This is a genomic window from Micromonospora sp. NPDC051141 (genome assembly GCF_044455765.1).
Lineage (GTDB): Bacteria > Actinomycetota > Actinomycetes > Mycobacteriales > Micromonosporaceae > Micromonospora.
In genome coordinates this window covers 130,708-148,090 of sequence record NZ_JBITFD010000015.1, presented here as the reverse complement: position 1 = coordinate 148,090, position 17,383 = coordinate 130,708, and the positions used below count along the sequence as shown (strand labels likewise).

Here is a 17,383-nt window from a genome sequence, read left to right as displayed (position 1 = left end):
TCCGTACCCTGACCCGGTGACCCTTCGACTCGTCGAGTTCCTGGTGGCCGGCAACGAGGCCAGCGACCTGCTGCCGGTCCGTTCGCCGACGCTGCTGCGGGCGTACGGCGCACGGCGCGGCTTCTGGACCGTGCTGGACGAGGGGCCGGTCGAGCAGTGCCTGGCGTTGCTGCTGGAACGCGACGACGGTGAGTGGGTGGCGCACCACGTGCCCGCCGACGCGGGCCCGGAGAACGGCCGCACCGAGGACGGCGAGGCGCTCGCCCACCACGACGGCTGGGTGTACGTCTTCGGCTCGCACTTCGGGTCCAAAGCCGGGCCGCTGCGGCCCCGGCGCGCGTTCGTGGCCCGGTTCCGGGAGGACGACGCGGTGTCCGGGCCGCTCGCCGTGCACGTGGTCCGCAACCGGTTCCGGCTGCACCGGGCGATCAACGACGCGCTCGTCGCCGCGCCGCTGGCCACGCTGCCGCCGGGCGAGCGGGTCCGGCAGCGGTTCGTGACGGAGACCGTGGCGCGGGGCACCGCCCGGGCCAAGGGCTGGGTGAGCCGGCTGGCCGAGGACGACCTGCCGCTGAACGTGGAGGCGGCGGCGTTCACACCGGCCGGGACGGCGCTGCTCGGGCTGCGCTTCCCGGTGACCGCCGCCGGTGAGCCGATCTACGTGGAGCTGGCCGGGGTGGCGGGGATGTTCGACCGGGCCGCGCCGAGCTGGCCCCGGGCGCTCGGGGCGTACGCGCTGACCGGGGTGACGCCGGCCGGCGCGCTGGCCGGCTTCCGCGCGATCACGCCGACCGACGACGGCGGCTACGCGGCGGTGATCGGGTCGATCGACGCGCTGGGCAAGGGTTCGGTGCTGCTCGACGACCACCCGCACGGCGGGAGGGTGACGTCCCGCCACGTGCGGTTCCGCCACTGTGCCGCGGACGACGCCCGGGTGGGCGCGGAGCTGGTGGCGGAGCTGGCCCCGTTCCATCACGTGGAAGGGCTGGCCGAGGAGGCGGGACGCTGCTATTACGTGACCGACGAGGACCACCGGGTGGCGCTCTGGATCGGATGAGCGAGGGCCGGGCGGCACCCCTGCGGAACGAATCCGCAGACCCTCGTGGTGCCGCCCGGCCACGCCCGTCAGCCGGCGCCCGGGTCGACACTGCGCCCCGGCGTCGGCGGGCAAGGAAGAGTCTGCCGAACCGGCCGCCCCACCGTCGAGGTCTTTCACGTCACGCTTAAAGATGGAGATTACTGCCGGCGGGTAAAGTGCGAGGGGTGGCGGGCACCTCCGCCGTCCACCCGGGAGCGCTCTCCATGCTGAAGATTATTTTCTCGAGTGAGGACATTCTGCGGACCCGGGTCGCCCCGGCCGCGGATCCGCTCTGGGAACTGGTCCTCAGCCTGCACCTGCTCCAGGGGCGCGGTCGTGACCCCATGATGACCACCTGGCGGCGCGCCGTCGCGCAGGGGCTGCGGGCCGACAACAGCGCCGAGCGTTACCGGTTGCTCCTGGCGCTCAATCCACCGCGCGGCTACTTTCCCGACTTCCTCACGCCGTCCGCCAGCAAGGACGGCATCGAGGCGGGGTTGGAGGCGGTCCGCGGCACCCCGCGTGGCATGCTGCGCCGTGACCTGACCATGCTGGGCGCGGAGACCCCGCTGCCGCCCTCGGCGAACACGCTGGCCCGGGGCGAACCCGAGGTGTTGCAGAACCTCACCGACACCATGGCGCGCTACCAGTCCCTGGCCGTCACGCCCTACTGGGCCCGGGTCCAGGCCGCCGTCGAGGCGGATCGGGCCCGCCGTGCCCGAGCCATGCTCGACGGTGGCGCCGAGGGGTTGCTCGCCAGCCTGCGACCGGCCATGCGGTGGGGCGGCGGGGTGCTCGAGGTGCTCGACTACCCGGACAGCCGGGAGTTGCACCTGGACGGCCGGGGGCTGCTGCTCGTCCCGTCCTTCTTCTGTTCCCGCACTCCGGTGGCGCTCGTCGATCCGACGTTGCCCCCGGTGCTGGTCTACCCGGTCGACCGGCTCGGCGGCCTCACGCCCGGCCCGGACGCCGGGCAGAGCGAGGCGCTCGCCGCGCTGCTCGGCCGCACCCGCGCGGCGGTGCTCCAGGTCGCCGACGAGGGCTGCACCACCGGCGAGATGGCCCGGCGGCTGCGCATCTCGGCCGCCGCGGCCAGTCAGCACACCACCGTGCTGCGCAACGCCGGGCTGCTGGTCAGCCACCGGGACCGCAACACCGTGCTGCACACGCTGACCCCGCTGGGCCGCGCCGTCCTCGACGCCTGAGCGCGCTGTCCACCGTGCCTGAGCGCGCTGTCCGCCGTGCCTGAGCGCGCCGTCCGCGACGCCCGAGCGCGCTGCCCTCGCCGCTGGACCGCGCCGTCCGCGACACCTGAGCGCGCTGCCCTCGACGCTGGACCGCGCCGGGGTGGTCAGAGAGCCAGCGTGGCGCTGGCGGTGCTGCCCGCCGGCGGTGGCAGCAGCACCGACCCGATGCCCTCGGCGGCCAGCGCGGTGCGCAGGCGTTGCAGGTCCGCGCCGAACCGGACCAGGTCCGGCCGGTCGACAGGCGTCGGCGCGGCGCCGAGCAGCAGACCGGTGGCGGTGGCCGGCCAGTCGGGCACCGTGGCGGCGAACCCGGCGCGTACCTCGTCGTCGGTGACGTGGGTGAACACGGTGCCCGGGGCGACCACGTCGGCGACCGCGGCGATCGCCCGGTCCACCGCGGCCGGGTCGGGGGGCGTCGGGCCGGTCCCGTCGGGAAGCGTGGCCGCCGCCCGGAGGCCGGCGGCGTGCGCCTCGGCGGTGCCCAGCGCGAAGAGGTCCAGCGCGGCGTCCCGCACCAGCGCGCGGGCGCCCTCGTCGTCGTCCCGGGTCGCGCCGAGGTAACCGCGGACCACGGCGACGGGCACCTGGTCGCACTTGCCCTTGACCAGCTCACCGGCGGCGGCCAGTTCGTCGACCACCGCCATCTGGGTGAGCTGGAGCTCGTTGCCGTACGGGTCGACCTCGCCCCGGTGGTCGCGGATCGCCGGCATGCCGGCCACGCCGAGCGCCACGTCGGTCAGGCCGTTGCGCCACGGGCGGCCCATGGTGTCGCTGACGACGACCGCCACGTCCAGACCGTGCCGCTCGCGCAGCGCGGCCCGCAACGCCCTGGCGGACGCGTCCGGGTCGACCGGCAGCAGCACCAGGCGGGTCTTGTCCACGTTGGACGCGTCGATGCCGGCGGAGGCCATCACGAAGCCGTGGTGGGTCTGCACGATCCGGGTCGGGCCCCGGGTGGCGACCACCCGGGCGGTCTCGGCGGCCAGCACCCGGTCCCGCGCGGCGAGGCGCTCCGGACCGTCGGCGGGCACGTCGACCAGTCGACCCTCCGCCTTCGACACGATCTTGCTGGTGACCACCAGCACGTCGCCGTCGCGCAGCCAGGGCGCCGCGCCGGCGATCAGCGCCGCCAGGTCGTCGCCCTCGGTCACGTGGCCGATGCCCGGCACCGGCAGGATCTCCAGCCTCACATCAACTCCATCGCGGCGCGCACCATCGCGGCGGTCGCCGCCTCGTCGGTCATCCGCAGCGGCGCCGCGCGGACGGTCACGCCCGGCACCACGGCGTCCTCGTCCTCCGGGGCGACCAGCCAGCCGTCGAGCAGCCCGCCGCCGGACCGGCTGCCGTAGAGGGCGCCCACCCCGGCCGCGCTGCACTCCACGCCGAGCACGGCCAGGCAGCGGTCGGCCATGCCGCGTACCGGCGCGCCGCCGATGATCGGCGACACTCCGATCACCGGGGCCGGACCGCCGACCACCGCGTCGCGCAGGCCGGGCACGGCCAGCACCGGGGCGACGCTGACCACCGGGTTGCTCGGCGCGATCAGCACCACGTCCGCGGCGGCGATCGCCTCGACCACACCGGGCGCGGGCGTCGCCGCCTCCGCGCCGACGAAGACGAACTGCTCGGTCGGCACCTCGGCCCGGTACCGCACCCACCACTCCTGGAAGTGGACCGCCCGTCGCCCCTGCTCGTCGGAGATGACCGCGTGCGTCTCCAGCCGCTCGTCGGTGGCCGGCAGCAGGCGTACGCCGGGCTGCCAGCGGGTGGCCAGCGCCTCGGTGACCTGGGACAGCGGGTAACCGGCGTTGACCATGGAGGTGCGCACCAGATGGGTAGCGAGGTCCTTGTCGCCGAGGCCGAACCAGCTCGGCTCCGCCCCGTACGCGGCCAGCTCGGTCTTCACCGTCCAGGTCTCACCGACCCGCCCCCAGCCACGCTCCGGATCGGCGCCGCCGCCCAGCGTGTAGAGCACGCTGTCCAGGTCGGGGCAGACCTTCAGCCCGTGCAGCAGCAGGTCGTCGCCGACGTTGACCACGGCGGTCACGTCGGCGCCGGTCTCCCGGGCGTACGCCCGGACGCCGAGCAGGAACCGGGCGCCCCCGATGCCGCCGGTCAGTACCACGATGCGCATGCCGTCCATCCTTCCGCACATGCCGCCGTGGATCGCCCGGTGGCCGGAGAGACTAGGCTCACGTCGCCAACTGTCCGCTTTCGTCCCCTGGGGGAGTCCGTGACCAGCCCCACCGAGCCCGCGTCCGGTGACGCCGCGCAGGCCAGCCAACTGACCAAGCCGCTGCGCGAACTGGCCGCGCTCGTTCTGCTCGGCGCGAACGCCGTGCTGCTCTTCGTCGGCCTGCTGCGCCTGCTGGTGCCGGTCGACGACTACAGCACGTTCGGCGGTCGGGCCGGCAGCACCTACTTCACCTTCGTCGGGCTGGAGTCGACGGTCCTGCCGCTGCTGGCCGTGCTGCTCGCCACGCACATCCGGCCGGTGTTGCCGAAGGCGAAACTGATCACCCAGGTGGCGTTGATCGAGTTCGCCGTCTCCGCCGTCTTCGGTGCGCTGACGTTCCTGATCTGGCTGGTGAACCGGCTCGCCGACGGTGAGGTGCTCGACGCGTTCCTCGGGCTGCTCACCCGGGTGGCCTGGCTGGCCGTCTTCGCGATCGCCGGGTTCGTGGTGTTCAAGATCTGGCGCACGCTCTACTACGTGCCGAAGCCCAAGGCGCAGCCCGGCGTCTACGGTCAGGCCCAGCCGGGCTGGCCGCAGCAGCCCGGCCAGCCCGGCGGCTACCCCGCCCAGGGCGGCTACCCGCCGGCCGGGGCGCCGCCCCAGCCGGGCCAGGCCCCGGCGGGCTACCCGTCGGCGGGCGCGCCCCCGCAGCCCGGTTGGCCGCAGGCCGGTCCGTACGGCCAGCCGCAGTCGGCGCCGCCGTTCAACACCGCCCCGCCGCACGCCCCGCAGTCGGCCCCGCCGTTCGCCGGCCAGCAGCCCGGCCCGCAGTTCGGTGGCCCGCAGGCGGGGGGTCCGCAGTTCGGCGCCCCGCAGTTCGGCGCCCCGCCGGCCGGTTCGGCGCCGTCTGCGCCGCCGTTCGGTCAGCCGCCGTCGGCCGACCCGACCCAGGCGATCCCGCGCCAGAGCACCGAGCCGGGCCAGCCGGCGTCCCCGGCCGACGACGAGCGCACCCAGCGCTTCGACCGCGAGGACCCGAACCAGCCCCGGTGAGTGCGGTGGCGGGCGGCGGATACCACTTCCGCCGCCCGCGCCGGCACTCCGCCTGGCGGCAGGTGTGAAGCGGGACCCCCGCCGCTACCGAAAGCGTTAAGCGGGGGCCCCTCCTTACCCCTATAGGCTGGGGGGATGGGTGAGCGCAGCGAGTTCCAACCGACCGAGGCGAGCGTCCGGCGGGCGCTGGGCCGGGCCGCCACCGGCCGGGCGTTGGACGCGGACGAGGCGGCGGCCCTGCTCACCGCGCGTGGCGCGGCGCTCGACGAACTGTTCCGCATCGCCGGGGAGATCCGCGACGCCGGGCTGCGTGAGGCCGGCCGGCCGGGCGTGGTCACGTACTCCAAGAAGGTCTTCATCCCGCTGACCCGGCTCTGCCGGGACCGTTGCCACTACTGCACGTTCGCCACCGTGCCGCACCGGCTGCCCGCCGCCTACCTGGAGCGCGACGAGGTCCTCGCCATCGCCCGGGAGGGCGCGGCGCAGGGCTGCAAGGAGGCGCTGTTCACGCTCGGCGACCGGCCGGAGGAGCGCTGGCCGGCGGCCCGCGAGTGGCTGGACGAGCGGGGCTACGACTCCACGCTCGACTACCTGCGCGCCTGCGCGGTTGCGGTGCTGGAGGAGACCGGCCTGCTGCCGCACCTGAACCCGGGCGTGTTGTCCTGGTCGGAGTTGCAGCGGCTCAAGCCGGTCGCGCCGAGCATGGGCATGATGCTGGAGACCACCGCGACCCGGCTCTGGTCGGAGCCGGGCGGGCCGCACTTCGGCTCGCCGGACAAGGAACCCGCGGTGCGGCTGCGGGTGCTCGACGACGCCGGCCGGGTCGGCGTGCCGTTCACCACCGGCATCCTGATCGGCATCGGCGAGCACCTCACCGAGCGGGTCGACGCGGTGTTCGCGATCCGTCGCGCGATGCGGGAGTACGGCCACCTCCAGGAGGTGATCGTGCAGAACTTCCGCGCCAAGCCGGACACCGCGATGCGCGGCATGCCGGACGCGGAGCTGTACGACCTGGCCGCGACCGTGGCGGTGGCCCGGGTGCTGCTCGGCCCGAAGGCGCGCATCCAGGCCCCGCCGAACCTGATCGCCGGCGAGTACGACCTGCTGCTGCGCGCCGGCATCGACGACTGGGGCGGCGTCTCCCCGGTGACGCCGGACCACGTCAACCCGGAGCGGCCCTGGCCGCAGCTCGACGAGTTGGCCGCGCGGACCGCGACCGCCGGGTTCACGCTGCGCGAGCGGTTGACCGTCTACCCCGAGTACGTGCGGGCCGGCGGGCCGTGGCTGGACCCGCGCCTGCTACCGCACGTCACCGCGCTCGCCGACCCGGCGACCGGGCTGGCGGTCGAGGCGGCCCGCCCGGTGGGACGGCCCTGGCAGGAGCCGGAGGAGGTCTTCGGGGGCCGGACCGACCTGCACGTCACCATCGACGTGACCGGGCGGACGGAGGACCGGCGCGGCGACTTCGACAGCGTCTACGGCGACTGGTCCGAGGTGGCGAACAAGGTCACCCGCCCGGCGCCCGGGACCGGTGGGGACGCCGACCTGCGCGCCGGCCTGCGGCTGGCGGCGGACGACCCGGCCGCGCTGCTGACGCCGGCGCACGAGGCGGCGGCGCTGGCGTTGTTCGGCGCGGACGGGCCGGCGCTGGACGAGCTGTGCCGGATCGCCGACGACGTGCGCCGGTACGCGGTCGGCGACGACGTGACCTACGTGGTCAACCGGAACATCAACTTCACGAACGTCTGCTACGTGGGCTGCCGGTTCTGCGCGTTCGCGCAGCGGGAGAGCGACGCGGACGCGTTCCGGCTCTCCCTCGACCAGGTCGCCGACCGGGCCGAGGAGGCGTGGACGGCCGGCGCCACCGAGGTCTGCCTCCAGGGCGGCATCGACCCGAAGATGCCGGTCACCGGCTACGCCGACATCGTCCGCGCGATCAAGGCGCGGGTGCCCGGGATGCACGTGCACGCGTTCTCCCCGATGGAGATCGTCACCGCCGCCGCGAAGGCCGGCGTGCCGGTGCGGGAGTGGCTGGGCATGCTGCGCGAGGCCGGGCTGGACACCATCCCGGGCACCGCCGCGGAGATCCTCGACGACGACGTGCGCTGGGTGCTCACCAAGGGCAAACTGCCGGCCGCCGCCTGGGTCGAGGTGGTCAGCACGGCCCACGAGCTGGGCATCCGGTCCAGCTCCACGATGATGTACGGGCATGTCGACCATCCCGGCCAGTGGCTGGCCCACCTGCGGGTGCTGGCCGGCGTGCAGGACCGTACCGGCGGGTTCACCGAGTTCGTCGCGCTGCCGTTCGTGCACACCAACGCGCCGATCTACCTGGCCGGCATCGCCCGGCCGGGGCCGACCTGGCGGGAGAACCGGGTGGTGCACGCGATGGCCCGGCTGCTGCTGCACGGCCGGATCGACAACATCCAGTGCTCCTGGGTGAAGCTCGGTGACGCCGGCACGGTGGAGATGCTGCGTGGTGGCTGCAACGACCTCGGCGGCACGCTGATGGAGGAGACCATCTCCCGGATGGCCGGCTCGGGCAACGGTTCGGCCCGTACCGAGGAGCAGTTGCGGTCGATCGCCACGGCGGCCGGCCGGCCGTTCCGCAAGCGGACGACCGCGTACGGTCACGCTCGCGCCTGACGTCGAACCTTTCGCCGCGCCGTCCCGTACCTGTGGGTGCCGGCGGCGGTTGCGGCGAGGACCGCCGCCGGTGACCCCCAGCCCGGGGATCCGGCGGCGTCCGGGTGCCCGGCCCCCGCGGCGCTGCGGCGCCGGTTGCGGAAAGGTTGCCGATGAGCACTGACGAGACCACCGACGCGCCGAAGCGGCGGCCCTGGCCGCGGCTGACCCGCCGGCAGACGCTGACCGCCGCCGCGAGCGCCACGCTGGGCGCGGCGGCGCTCACCGTGCCGGGCCTGTCCGCCGCGCAGAACGCCCCCACCGCGGGCCGGCGCGACGAGCCGATCGTGGTCCACCTGCGCGACGCCGCCACCGGCACGATGGACGTCTTCGTCGGCACGACCCGGGTCCAGGTGCGCGACCGTGGGCTGGCCGACCGTCTGGTGCGCGCCGCCCGCCGCTGACCCCGCTCCTCCCGGCGCGGGCTCCCGGCGCCGGTCCGACAGACGTTTCCCGACGAAGGTGTGGTCCGCCATGTCCTCTCACCGCGAGGCCCCGGAGATCGCCAAGGATCCGGTCGCCGACAGTTCCGACCTGTACGCGTTCGTCAGCCCGACCCGGCCGGACACGGTCACGTTGATCGCCAACTACGTGCCGGTGCAGCTTCCCTCCGGCGGCCCCAACTTCTTCGAGTTCGGTGACGACGTCCGGTACGAGATCCACGTCGACAACGACGGCGACGGTTACCCGGACGTCACCTATCGTTTCGAATTCACCACCGAGATCACGAATCAGAACAGTTTTCTCTACAACACCGGGCCGATCGAGTCGCTGGACAGCAAGAACTGGAACCGGCGGCAGTTCTACCGGCTGACCCGGATCGCGGACGGCCGGGAGCACGTGCTGGCGAACAAGCTGCCCTGCCCGCCGTGCAATGTCGGCCCGCTGTCCACGCCGAACTACCAGAACCTGGTGAAGCAGGCGACGTTCAAGCTGTCCACCGGCGAGAAGGTGTTCGCCGGCCAGCGCGCCGACGGGTTCTTCGTCGACCTGGGCGCGGTGTTCGACCTGGGTACGCTGCGGCCGTTCCAGCAGCTCCACGTGGCCGGCAAGAAGCTGTTCCGGACCGAGGGCGAGCCGGTCAACGCGTTGGACCGGCTGAACGTGCACAGCATCGCGGTCCAGGTGCCGTTGGGCAAGGTGCGTCGGAAGGCCGCCCGGTACGGCTACGCCGACCGCGCGTCGACGATCGGCGTCTGGACCACCGCGTCCCGGCAGCAGGTGCGGGTGCTCGGCGACCGGGTGTCCGCGGACACCGCCACCGGCCCCTTCGTCCAGGTGTCCCGGCTCGGTAACCCGTTGTTCAACGAGGTGATCGTGCCGATGTCGAAGAAGGACCTGTGGAACACGCTGCCGCCGTCGGAGGACAAGCGGTTCGCCGGGTTCGTCGAGCGCCCCGAACTGGCCGCGCTGCTGCCGGTGCTCTATCCGGGTGTCTTTCCCAACCTGGACGCGTTGAACAAGGCGAAGAAGCCGCGCGCCGACCTGGTGGCGCTGCTGCTCACCGGCGTACCGGCCGGGCTGGTCGACGGCTTCGCGAACACCACCGGCGACACCCAGGCCGACATGCTCCGGCTGAACACGGCGATCCGGCCCAGTGCCCGGCCGGACCGGTTCGGGGTGCTCGGCGGCGACCTGGCCGGCTTCCCCAACGGTCGCCGGGTCACCGACGACGTGGTGACCATCGCGCTGCGGGCCATCGCCGGGCTGACCGTGCCACTGGTGGACAAGACGTTCAAGCCGGACGCCGCGGCGGCGGCCGTCACGCCGGGTCTGGACGCGACGGACGTGACCGCGCCGTTCCTCGGTGACTTCCCGTTCCTCGGCACCCCGTACGACGGGTTCGGCAACCCGCAGGCGAAGCGGTCCTGAGGGGAGGGGGCGGCATGCACCGGCACCACGACCTCGGCCCGTCGTATCGCGGGACGGTGATGCTCGACCTCGGCGGCGACACCGGCGCGCTGATCATCCACACCGGCCGGGAGCTGCGCGGCCGGGAGATCGAGATCAGTCGCGCGGACCGGGAGGGCCCGCGTACCCACTCGGCGGTACGGGAGCGGCACGTCCTGGACGGGGTCTTCCACAGTGCCGTCTACCCGGACCTGGAGGCGGGCGTGTATACCGTCTGGTGGGACGATGACACCTCGGCCGGCGCGATCTCCGTCACCGGCGGAGCGATCACCGAATTCGTCTGGCCGACCAGCTCACCACCGCGAACCGACTGACCGAACGCTCAGCGACCCACGCGCCCCGTCCACATGTTGGACGGGGCGCGGTCGGCGTTGGCGGGCTGGACGGGCGGTACCGCGCCGAGCGCGTTAACCTTTGCCCCACCATTAGTGATCTTGGGCGGCGGCCGACGGGGGCGTCCGGCCGGCCCGCCGGTGTTGCGCCACGGCAGAAAACTTGGGGCAACTCGCCGGGGAGGGCGTTACTCGCCCGGGGTCTGAATCGATAGGGCAGGTTGCGAGGCTACGGACGGCCGCAGCGGTCGCGCCGGACGTGTCGGGAGGGCGACTCCATTATCAAGTTTGGCTTGACGGCGCACGCATTACACGCGTGTAATTTGAATGGGGTTGTTCGCGCGGAACGCACCAATTGGGTCCGTACGGACAAGCACGCCTTTCGCGTGGGGGGTTGCAGCGGCGAATGACGCCGGTGCGCGACAAGGAGGCAATCGATGGACGGCCAGCTCGAGGTGGCCGACCTGCTCGGGAACGCGCCGGAGTGGCAGGAGCGGGCGCTCTGCTCGCAGACCGACCCGGAGGCGTTCTTTCCCGAGAAGGGCGGCTCGACCCGCGAGGCGAAGCGCATCTGCTCGCGGTGTGAAGTCAAGACGGAATGTCTGGAGTACGCGCTCGGCCACGACGAGCGGTTCGGGATCTGGGGCGGGCTCTCCGAACGGGAGCGGCGCAAGCTCAAGCGGCGGGTGGCCGCCTGACCCGACATGGACCGGGCGGTGGGGGCCGCCCGGGTCCGTGGGGTCGCGGGGTGCGGGGTGCGACGGAGCCGGCGGTCAGGCCAGTTCGTCGGGGTCGACCCCGAGCAGGTTCGCCACCTGCTCGATGATCACGTCGTGCACGAGATCCGCGAGGTCCTCCCGGTCCATCGCGCGGAACTCCAGTGGTCGCCGGTAGAGCACGATGCGCGGCGGCACCTCCTGCCGGCCGGGGCGACCCGGCAGCAGTCGGGCGAGCGGCACCTCGCCGTCCTCCAGCACGTCCGAGTCGTAGACGTTCAGATCCGGTGGGACGTCCTCGACGGCGAACTCCACCCCGGCCAGCTCCTTGGCGAACCGGCGTTCGAGCGTCTCCACGGTGTCGAGCACCAGGTCGTCGAAGACCTCGGCCTTGGTCCGGGCCAGCGGCACGGTGGCCGGCACCAGCCGCCCGCGCAACCCGCGACCGTGCCGGTCGCGGTGGGTGCGCCGGCCCGAGCCGGGGCGGCTGTTCTGCGGGCTCGTCATGACGCACAGGGTAGCCCGGTGACCGGGCCGTCCCGCCGTCGCGCGGCACGCCCGGCGCGCCGGTGCGCCGATCGGACGAATTGTGATCACCGTGACGGGCGTGTCGTAACGCGAAGCGGTGCGCCGGACCCGGTAATGGGGATACCCTGCCGCACGTGAGGTCACCACGGCGCTGCTCCCGTAACGGCTGCCCCCGGCAAGCGGTCGCCACATTGACCTATGTCTACAACGAGTCGACAGCGGTGGTGGGGCCGCTCGCGGCGTTCGCCGAACCGCACACGTACGACCTGTGTGAACAGCACGCCCGCAGCCTGACCGCCCCACGCGGCTGGGACGTGGTACGGCACGAGGGCGAGTTCGAGCCGCCGCCGCCCACCACCGACGACCTGGTCGCGTTGGCCGAGGCGGTCCGCGAGGCCGCCCGCCCGGCGCCGCCGCGGCCCCCCGAGGACCCCCACCCCAAGCCGAACTCCCAGCCGCCGCACCAGCAGGGCCGTCGCGGCCACCTCCGGGTGATCCCGCCCAACCACTGACCGTCGGGTCAGTGACCAGGAGTCAGTGGCCCAGGAAACGGTTGAAGAGGGTGGCGCGGCGGGCCGGGCGGTGGGTGCGGTTCTCGGTGGCGTCGGCCGACGACATGATCTTCAAGCCGGCGTTCATGGCCAGCCACCGCAGCGGCTCCGGCTCCCAGCGCGGCGAGCGGTGCCCGACCCAGGGCAACGCGGTCAGGTCGCTCGCCTCGTCCCGGATCAGGGCGGCGAGCGTACGGCCGGCCAGGTTGCTGGTGCCCACCCCGTCGCCGACGTACCCGCCGGCCCAGGCCAGCCCGGCGCGGCGGTCCAGTCCCACCGAGGCGGCCCAGTCCCGGGCCACACCGAGCGGGCCGCCCCAGGCGTGCGTCACCGGCACGTCCGGCCCGAGCGCGGGGAACAGCTCGCCGAGCGTGCGGCGCAACGCCGCGAACACCCGGGGCTCCCGGTCGAAGCCGGGGCGCACCCGGGAGCCGTAGTGGTAGGGGGCGCCCCGCCCGCCGAACGCCAGCCGACCGTCGGCGGTGCGCTGGCCGTACACGATGAGGTGCCGGTAGTCGGCGAACGTCTCCCGGTCGGCCAGGCCGATCCGGGCCCAGGTCGCCGCCGGTAGCGGCGCGGTGGCCACCATCAGTGAGTAGACCGGCGCGACCGTCCGCCGGTGACCGGGCAGCTCCGGCGTGAAGCCCTCGGTGGCGCGGACCACCACCGACGCCCGGACCACGCCCGCCGGGGTCACCGCCGCGCCGGGCCGCAGCGCGGTGACCGGGGTGCGTTCGAAGACGCGTACGCCCCGGCGCTCCACCGCCCGGGCCAGACCCCGGACCAGCTTCGCCGGCTGCACGGTGGCGCAGTGCGGCGTGTATGTGCCGCCGCGTACCCCGTCGGCGGCGCAGCGGGCGGTGGCCTCGGCGGCGTCGAGCAGCACCAGGTCGTCGTCGGTGAGCCCGTGCGCACGGGCCTGGGCGACCTCGGCGCGGGCCCGGTCGAGCTGCGCCCCGGTGCGGGCCAGCACCACGGTGCCGCCGGCTCGCCAGTCGCAGTCGATGCCCTCGGCGGCGGCCACCCGGCCCACCTCGTGGACGGTGGCGTGCATGGCCCGCTGCATGGCCAGCGCCCGGTCCGGCCCGTGGCGTCGGGCCAGCGCCGGCAGCGAGGTGGGGAACAGCGCCGAGCACCAGCCGCCGTTGCGGCCGGACGCGCCGTACCCGGCGATCTCCCGCTCCAGCACGACGACCCGCAGCGTCGGATCGGCCCGCGCCAGGTAGTACGCCGTCCACAGCCCGGTGTACCCGGCGCCCACGATCGCCACGTCGGCGTCCATGTCGCCGGGCAGGCCGGGCCGTGGGCTCAGCGGCTCGTCCAGGTCGGACAGCCAGTGGGACAACTCCTGGTAGCGCACCGTCTACAGCCGGGACCACGCCTCGGTCAACACCGTGCGCAGGATCTGCTCGATCTCGTCGAACTGCTGCTGCTCGGCGATCAGCGGCGGGGCGAGCTGCACCACCGGGTCGCCCCGGTCGTCGGCCCGGCAGTAGAGCCCGGCCTGGAACAGCGCGGTGGAGAGGAAGCCGCGCAGCAACCGCTCGGACTCCGCCTCGTCGAACGTCTCCCGGGTCGTCTTGTCCTTGACCAGCTCGATGCCGTAGAAGTAGCCGTCGCCCCGGACGTCGCCGACGATCGGCAGGTCGGTCAGCTTCTCCAGGGTGGCGCGGAACGCGTTCTCGTTGGCCCGGACGTGCCCGACCAGGTCCTCCCGGGCGAACACCTCCAGGTTGGCCAGCGCCACCGCGCAGGAGACCGGGTGCCCGCCGAACGTCACGCCGTGGGCGAACATGCCGGTCTCGGTGAGGAACGGCTCCATCAGCCGGTCGCTGGCGATCATCGCGCCGAGCGGGGCGTAGCCGGAGGTGATGCCCTTGGCGGTGGTGATGATGTCCGGCTGGTAGCCGTACCGGGTGGCGCCGAAGTACTCGCCGAGCCGGCCCCAGGAGCAGATCACCTCGTCGCTGACCAGCAGCACGTCGTACGCGTCGCAGATCTCCCGCACCCGGGCGAAGTAGCCGGGCGGCGGCGGGAAGCAGCCGCCGGAGTTCTGCACCGGCTCCAGGAAGACCGCGGCGACGGTGTCCGGCCCCTCCCGCTCGATCGCCCGGCCGATCTCGTCGGCGGCCCACCGGCCGAACGCCTCGGCGTCGTCGCCGTGCTCCGGCGCGCGGTAGAAGTTGGTGTTCGGCACCTTGATCCCGCCGGGCACCAGCGGCTCGAAGTCGCTCTTGATGCCGGGCAGCCCGGTGATCGACAGCGCGCCCATCGAGGTGCCGTGGTAGGCGATGTAGCGGCTGACCACCTTGTGCTTGTTGGGCTGGCCGGTGCGCTTGAAGTAGGCGCGGGCCAGCTTCCAGGCCGCCTCGACCGCCTCGGAGCCGCCGGTGGTGAAGAAGATCCGGTTCAGGTCGCCGGGGGTCAGCGCGGCGATCTTCTCGGCCAGCTCCACGGCGGTCGGGTGGGCGTACGACCAGAGCGGGAAGTAGGCCAGCTCGCCGGCCTGCTTGGCGGCGGCCTCGGCCAGCTCGGTCCGGCCGTGGCCGGCGTTGACGACGAAGAGCCCGGCGAGCCCGTCGAGGTAGCGGCGGCCCTGTGCGTCCCAGATGTACGCGCCCTCGCCCCGCACGATGGTCGGAACCTCGCCGGCGGAGTAGCTGGCCATCCGGGTGAAGTGCATCCAGAGGTGGTCGGTGGCGTTGGCCATGTCAGCCCCATCGGGTCTCGGGCCGGTCAGGGGTGACACCGGCCGCTCTGCCCACGGTTATCCCACAGTCGATACGGCCGGGGCAAGTGTTATCGGTGGCCCAGGGCGATTGACGCGACGAATTCGGCGCGCTGTGGGCTTCCGCACAACGGAAACCGCACCCTCGTGACTCGTCGTCTCGGCGCACCCGGCGCGTCCGGACGGCGAGTGCGCTCACCGGCTGCCAACTTGAGCGCGTGGACGGTTCACCGTCGTGAGCCGTCCACGCCATCAAGTTCGTAGGGCCCGACAGCCCCACGCCGCGCGGAGCGCCGCCCGTCCGGTCTCGGGCAGCGGTCGAGGACGTTCGGGACGTCCGCCAACCCGTCCCACCGCAACACGCCGGTGGACCGCAGACGTGCACACGCAGCGTGGCTATCGCGCGGCGCAGCGCATCGAGCGACGCGACGGCGAGCGGAGTGTCCCGCCGCCGGCCGTCGACTGACGAGGGCTCAGGCCGTGCCCCAGGTGTAGGTCTGCTTGCGCAGCTTGAGATAGACGAACGCCTCGGTCGACAGCACCCCGGGCACGCCGCGCAGCTTCTGGAGGATCTCCAGCAGGTGCGCGTCGTTGCGGCACACCACCTCGGCCAGCAGGTCGAACGAGCCGGCGGTGATCACCACGTAGTCGACCTCCTCGAACTCGGCGAGCCGGTCGGCCACCGGCTCCAGGTCGCCGTCGGTGCGCAGCCCGATCATGGCCTGCCGGGGGAAGCCGAGCTGGAGCGGATCGGTCACCGCCACGATCTGCATGACGCCGGCGTCGAGCAGGCGCTGCACCCGCTGGCGTACCGCCGCCTCGGAGAGGCCGACAGCCTTGCCGATGCTCGCGTACGGGCGGCGGCCGTCCTCCTGGAGCTGCTCGATGATCTGCTTGGCCACGTCGTCCAACAGAGCGTGATTGGAGCCCTCACGCACGGTGACGCGGCGGGTGCCGTTGCCGTGCTCCAGTTGCCGGTTGGCCATCGCCGCTCCCCATGTCCGATTCGCTGTGCAGAAGCGTAGTGCCCCGGCGCAGTCTGGCGTAATTCGTGGCCCTTAGCTATTCCCACAACGGAATCCCTTGTGAGAGAGGGTTTCTCATGTCAGGATCAGGCCCCCATCGCCACTGACCTCCCGCCGGCGAGCCACCCCCGTCCCGCCGCCGACGATGCCCCCCAAGGAGTCGTCACATGCGTAGTCCCCTCCGGACGCTCACCCGGCGCGGTCTGCTCACCGGAACGCTCGGCTCGGCCGCGCTGCTCGCCACCGCGGGCACGCTCGCCGGCTGCGGCACGAAGGGCGCCCAGCAGACCGAGGCCGGCTGTAAGAGCGACGACGTGTCCGCCACCGAGAAGAAGCTGGCGTTCTCGAACTGGCCGCAGTACATGGACACCGACGAGAAGGACGAGTCGAAGCGCCCCACGCTCGACGCGTTCGTCGCCAGCACCGGCATCCAGGTGACCTACACCGAGGACGTCAACGACAACAACGAGTTCTTCGGCAAGGTGCAGAACCAGCTCGCCGGCTGCCAGAGCACCGGCCGGGACATCATGGTGCTCACCGACTGGATGGCCGCCCGGATGATCCGGCTCGGCTGGGTCCAGAAGCTGGACAAGGCGAAGATTCCCAACGTCGAGGCGAACCTGCTGCCGTCGCTGCGCGGCCGGTCCTTCGACAAGGACACCCAGCTCGCGATCCCGTGGCAGTCCGGCCTCGCCGGCCTGGCCTACAACGCGAAGGTGGCCAAGGAGATCCGCACCGTCGACGAGCTGCTCACCCGCCCCGACCTCAAGGGCAAGGTGACCGCGCTGTCGGAGATGCGCGACACCATGGGCCTGCTGCTCCAGTCGAACGGTCACGACCCGGCCAACTTCACCCCGGCCCAGTTCGACGACGCGCTGAACAAGCTCAAGAAGGCCGTGGACAGCAAGCAGATCCGGCGCTTCACCGGCAACGACTACGCGCCCGACCTGGCCAAGGGCGACATCGCCGCGTGCATCGGCTGGTCCGGCGACGTGATCCAGCTCGGTTTCGAGGATGAGAAAGTCAAGTTCGTGGTGCCGGAGTCCGGCGTGATGCTCTGGTCGGACAACATGCTGGTGCCGAACAAGGCCACCCACAAGGCCAACGCCGAGGCGCTGATGAACTACTACTACGACCCGGCGGTGGCGGCGAAGCTGGCCGCGTACGTCAACTACATCTGCCCCGTGCAGGGCGCGCAGGCCGAGATGGAGAAGATCGACCCGGACCTGGCAGGAAACCCGCTGATCTTCCCGGACGACGCGATGCTGGCGAAGTCGAAGGTCTTCATGGCCCTCGACGAGCAACGCGAGAAGGAGTACGAGACCAAGTTCCAGCAGGTCATCGGGGCGTGAG

The 17,383-nt window shown here is 72.8% G+C and carries 16 protein-coding genes; 10 read left to right on the top strand and 6 right to left on the bottom strand.

Features of this window, described 5'->3' with window-relative positions; genetic code table 11:
• The first annotated feature begins 16 nt into the window (after window positions 1–16).
• Window positions 17–1,057 carry a hypothetical protein gene (locus ACIA6B_RS25950; protein ID WP_396777154.1) on the top strand — a complete coding sequence of 347 codons (1,041 nt, stop codon included), beginning with the start codon at window positions 17–19 and terminating at the stop codon, window positions 1,055–1,057.
• A gap of 206 nt (window positions 1,058–1,263) precedes the next feature.
• A complete protein-coding gene (locus ACIA6B_RS25945) occupies window positions 1,264–2,283 on the top strand; it encodes an ArsR/SmtB family transcription factor (RefSeq protein WP_396777152.1) in 1,020 nt (339 codons plus the stop codon).
• 146 nt (window positions 2,284–2,429) lie between these two features.
• Here the strand turns inward: ACIA6B_RS25945 and ACIA6B_RS25940 are convergent, their stop codons facing one another.
• Both ACIA6B_RS25940 and cofD read right to left on the bottom strand, forming a co-directional pair.
• Window positions 2,430–3,515 carry a coenzyme F420-0:L-glutamate ligase gene (locus tag ACIA6B_RS25940; protein ID WP_396777150.1) on the bottom strand — a complete coding sequence of 362 codons (1,086 nt, stop codon included), beginning with the start codon at window positions 3,513–3,515 and terminating at the stop codon, window positions 2,430–2,432.
• Window positions 3,512–4,459, bottom strand: coding sequence for a 2-phospho-L-lactate transferase (gene cofD, locus ACIA6B_RS25935; RefSeq protein WP_396777148.1), 948 nt, complete (start codon window positions 4,457–4,459; stop codon window positions 3,512–3,514). Before cofD ends, ACIA6B_RS25940 begins: the two co-directional genes overlap by 4 nt.
• A 99-nt stretch (window positions 4,460–4,558) precedes the next feature.
• Here cofD and ACIA6B_RS25930 point away from each other — a divergent pair, with 99 nt between their 5' ends.
• From ACIA6B_RS25930 to ACIA6B_RS25905, 6 genes are all read left to right on the top strand, one after another.
• Window positions 4,559–5,554, top strand: a complete 996-nt coding sequence (locus tag ACIA6B_RS25930; RefSeq protein WP_396777146.1) for a hypothetical protein — start codon at window positions 4,559–4,561, stop codon at window positions 5,552–5,554.
• A gap of 135 nt (window positions 5,555–5,689) precedes the next feature.
• Entirely contained in the window at window positions 5,690–8,200 is a 2,511-nt protein-coding gene (locus tag ACIA6B_RS25925; RefSeq protein ID WP_396777144.1) for a bifunctional FO biosynthesis protein CofGH, read from the top strand.
• A 152-nt stretch (window positions 8,201–8,352) separates the two neighbouring features.
• Window positions 8,353–8,643 (top strand): hypothetical protein, encoded by a 291-nt coding sequence (locus ACIA6B_RS25920; protein WP_107157760.1) that lies wholly within the window; start codon window positions 8,353–8,355, stop codon window positions 8,641–8,643.
• Window positions 8,644–8,713: 70 nt separating this feature from the next.
• Entirely contained in the window at window positions 8,714–10,111 is a 1,398-nt protein-coding gene (locus tag ACIA6B_RS25915; RefSeq protein WP_396777142.1) for a DUF4331 domain-containing protein, read from the top strand.
• Between the two features lie 14 nt (window positions 10,112–10,125).
• Complete coding sequence (locus ACIA6B_RS25910; protein ID WP_396777141.1) at window positions 10,126–10,464, top strand: phospholipase; 339 nt, start codon at window positions 10,126–10,128, stop codon at window positions 10,462–10,464.
• A 455-nt stretch (window positions 10,465–10,919) separates the two neighbouring features.
• Window positions 10,920–11,180 (top strand): WhiB family transcriptional regulator, encoded by a 261-nt coding sequence (locus ACIA6B_RS25905; protein ID WP_013284161.1) that lies wholly within the window; start codon window positions 10,920–10,922, stop codon window positions 11,178–11,180.
• Window positions 11,181–11,255: 75 nt separating this feature from the next.
• On the opposite strand, the gene ACIA6B_RS25900 is transcribed toward ACIA6B_RS25905, so the two are convergent.
• Entirely contained in the window at window positions 11,256–11,705 is a 450-nt protein-coding gene (locus ACIA6B_RS25900; protein ID WP_107157758.1) for a metallopeptidase family protein, read from the bottom strand.
• A gap of 155 nt (window positions 11,706–11,860) precedes the next feature.
• Between ACIA6B_RS25900 and ACIA6B_RS25895 the strand changes: the two genes are divergently transcribed.
• Window positions 11,861–12,238 (top strand): DUF3499 domain-containing protein, encoded by a 378-nt coding sequence (locus ACIA6B_RS25895; RefSeq protein WP_107157757.1) that lies wholly within the window; start codon window positions 11,861–11,863, stop codon window positions 12,236–12,238.
• 22 nt (window positions 12,239–12,260) lie between these two features.
• Here the strand turns inward: ACIA6B_RS25895 and ACIA6B_RS25890 are convergent, their stop codons facing one another.
• From ACIA6B_RS25890 to ACIA6B_RS25880, 3 genes are all read right to left on the bottom strand, one after another.
• Window positions 12,261–13,637: an NAD(P)/FAD-dependent oxidoreductase gene (locus ACIA6B_RS25890; protein WP_396777139.1), complete on the bottom strand. Its 1,377-nt coding sequence runs from the start codon at window positions 13,635–13,637 to the stop codon at window positions 12,261–12,263.
• A 3-nt stretch (window positions 13,638–13,640) separates the two neighbouring features.
• Window positions 13,641–14,987, bottom strand: a complete 1,347-nt coding sequence (locus tag ACIA6B_RS25885) for an aspartate aminotransferase family protein (protein WP_396777138.1) — start codon at window positions 14,985–14,987, stop codon at window positions 13,641–13,643.
• A 491-nt stretch (window positions 14,988–15,478) separates the two neighbouring features.
• Window positions 15,479–15,991 carry an Lrp/AsnC family transcriptional regulator gene (locus ACIA6B_RS25880; protein WP_396777136.1) on the bottom strand — a complete coding sequence of 171 codons (513 nt, stop codon included), beginning with the start codon at window positions 15,989–15,991 and terminating at the stop codon, window positions 15,479–15,481.
• 206 nt (window positions 15,992–16,197) lie between these two features.
• On the opposite strand from ACIA6B_RS25880, the gene ACIA6B_RS25875 reads away from it, so the two are divergent.
• A complete protein-coding gene (locus tag ACIA6B_RS25875) occupies window positions 16,198–17,382 on the top strand; it encodes an extracellular solute-binding protein (RefSeq protein ID WP_396777134.1) in 1,185 nt (394 codons plus the stop codon).
• The last annotated feature ends 1 nt before the right edge of the window (window position 17,383 follow it).

What these genes read in the sequence shown, in the direction of transcription:
- cofD (WP_396777148.1), bottom strand. Translation starts at nt 4,459, where the DNA reads ATGCGCATCGTGGTACTGACCGGCGGCATCGGGGGCGCCCGGTTCCTG.
- ACIA6B_RS25925 (WP_396777144.1), top strand. Translation starts at nt 5,690, where the DNA reads ATGGGTGAGCGCAGCGAGTTCCAACCGACCGAGGCGAGCGTCCGGCGG.
- ACIA6B_RS25920 (WP_107157760.1), top strand. Translation starts at nt 8,353, where the DNA reads ATGAGCACTGACGAGACCACCGACGCGCCGAAGCGGCGGCCCTGGCCG.
- ACIA6B_RS25915 (WP_396777142.1), top strand. Translation starts at nt 8,714, where the DNA reads ATGTCCTCTCACCGCGAGGCCCCGGAGATCGCCAAGGATCCGGTCGCC.
- ACIA6B_RS25910 (WP_396777141.1), top strand. Translation starts at nt 10,126, where the DNA reads ATGCACCGGCACCACGACCTCGGCCCGTCGTATCGCGGGACGGTGATG.
- ACIA6B_RS25905 (WP_013284161.1), top strand. Translation starts at nt 10,920, where the DNA reads ATGGACGGCCAGCTCGAGGTGGCCGACCTGCTCGGGAACGCGCCGGAG.
- ACIA6B_RS25900 (WP_107157758.1), bottom strand. Translation starts at nt 11,705, where the DNA reads ATGACGAGCCCGCAGAACAGCCGCCCCGGCTCGGGCCGGCGCACCCAC.
- ACIA6B_RS25885 (WP_396777138.1), bottom strand. Translation starts at nt 14,987, where the DNA reads ATGGCCAACGCCACCGACCACCTCTGGATGCACTTCACCCGGATGGCC.
- ACIA6B_RS25880 (WP_396777136.1), bottom strand. Translation starts at nt 15,991, where the DNA reads ATGGCCAACCGGCAACTGGAGCACGGCAACGGCACCCGCCGCGTCACC.
- ACIA6B_RS25875 (WP_396777134.1), top strand. Translation starts at nt 16,198, where the DNA reads ATGCGTAGTCCCCTCCGGACGCTCACCCGGCGCGGTCTGCTCACCGGA.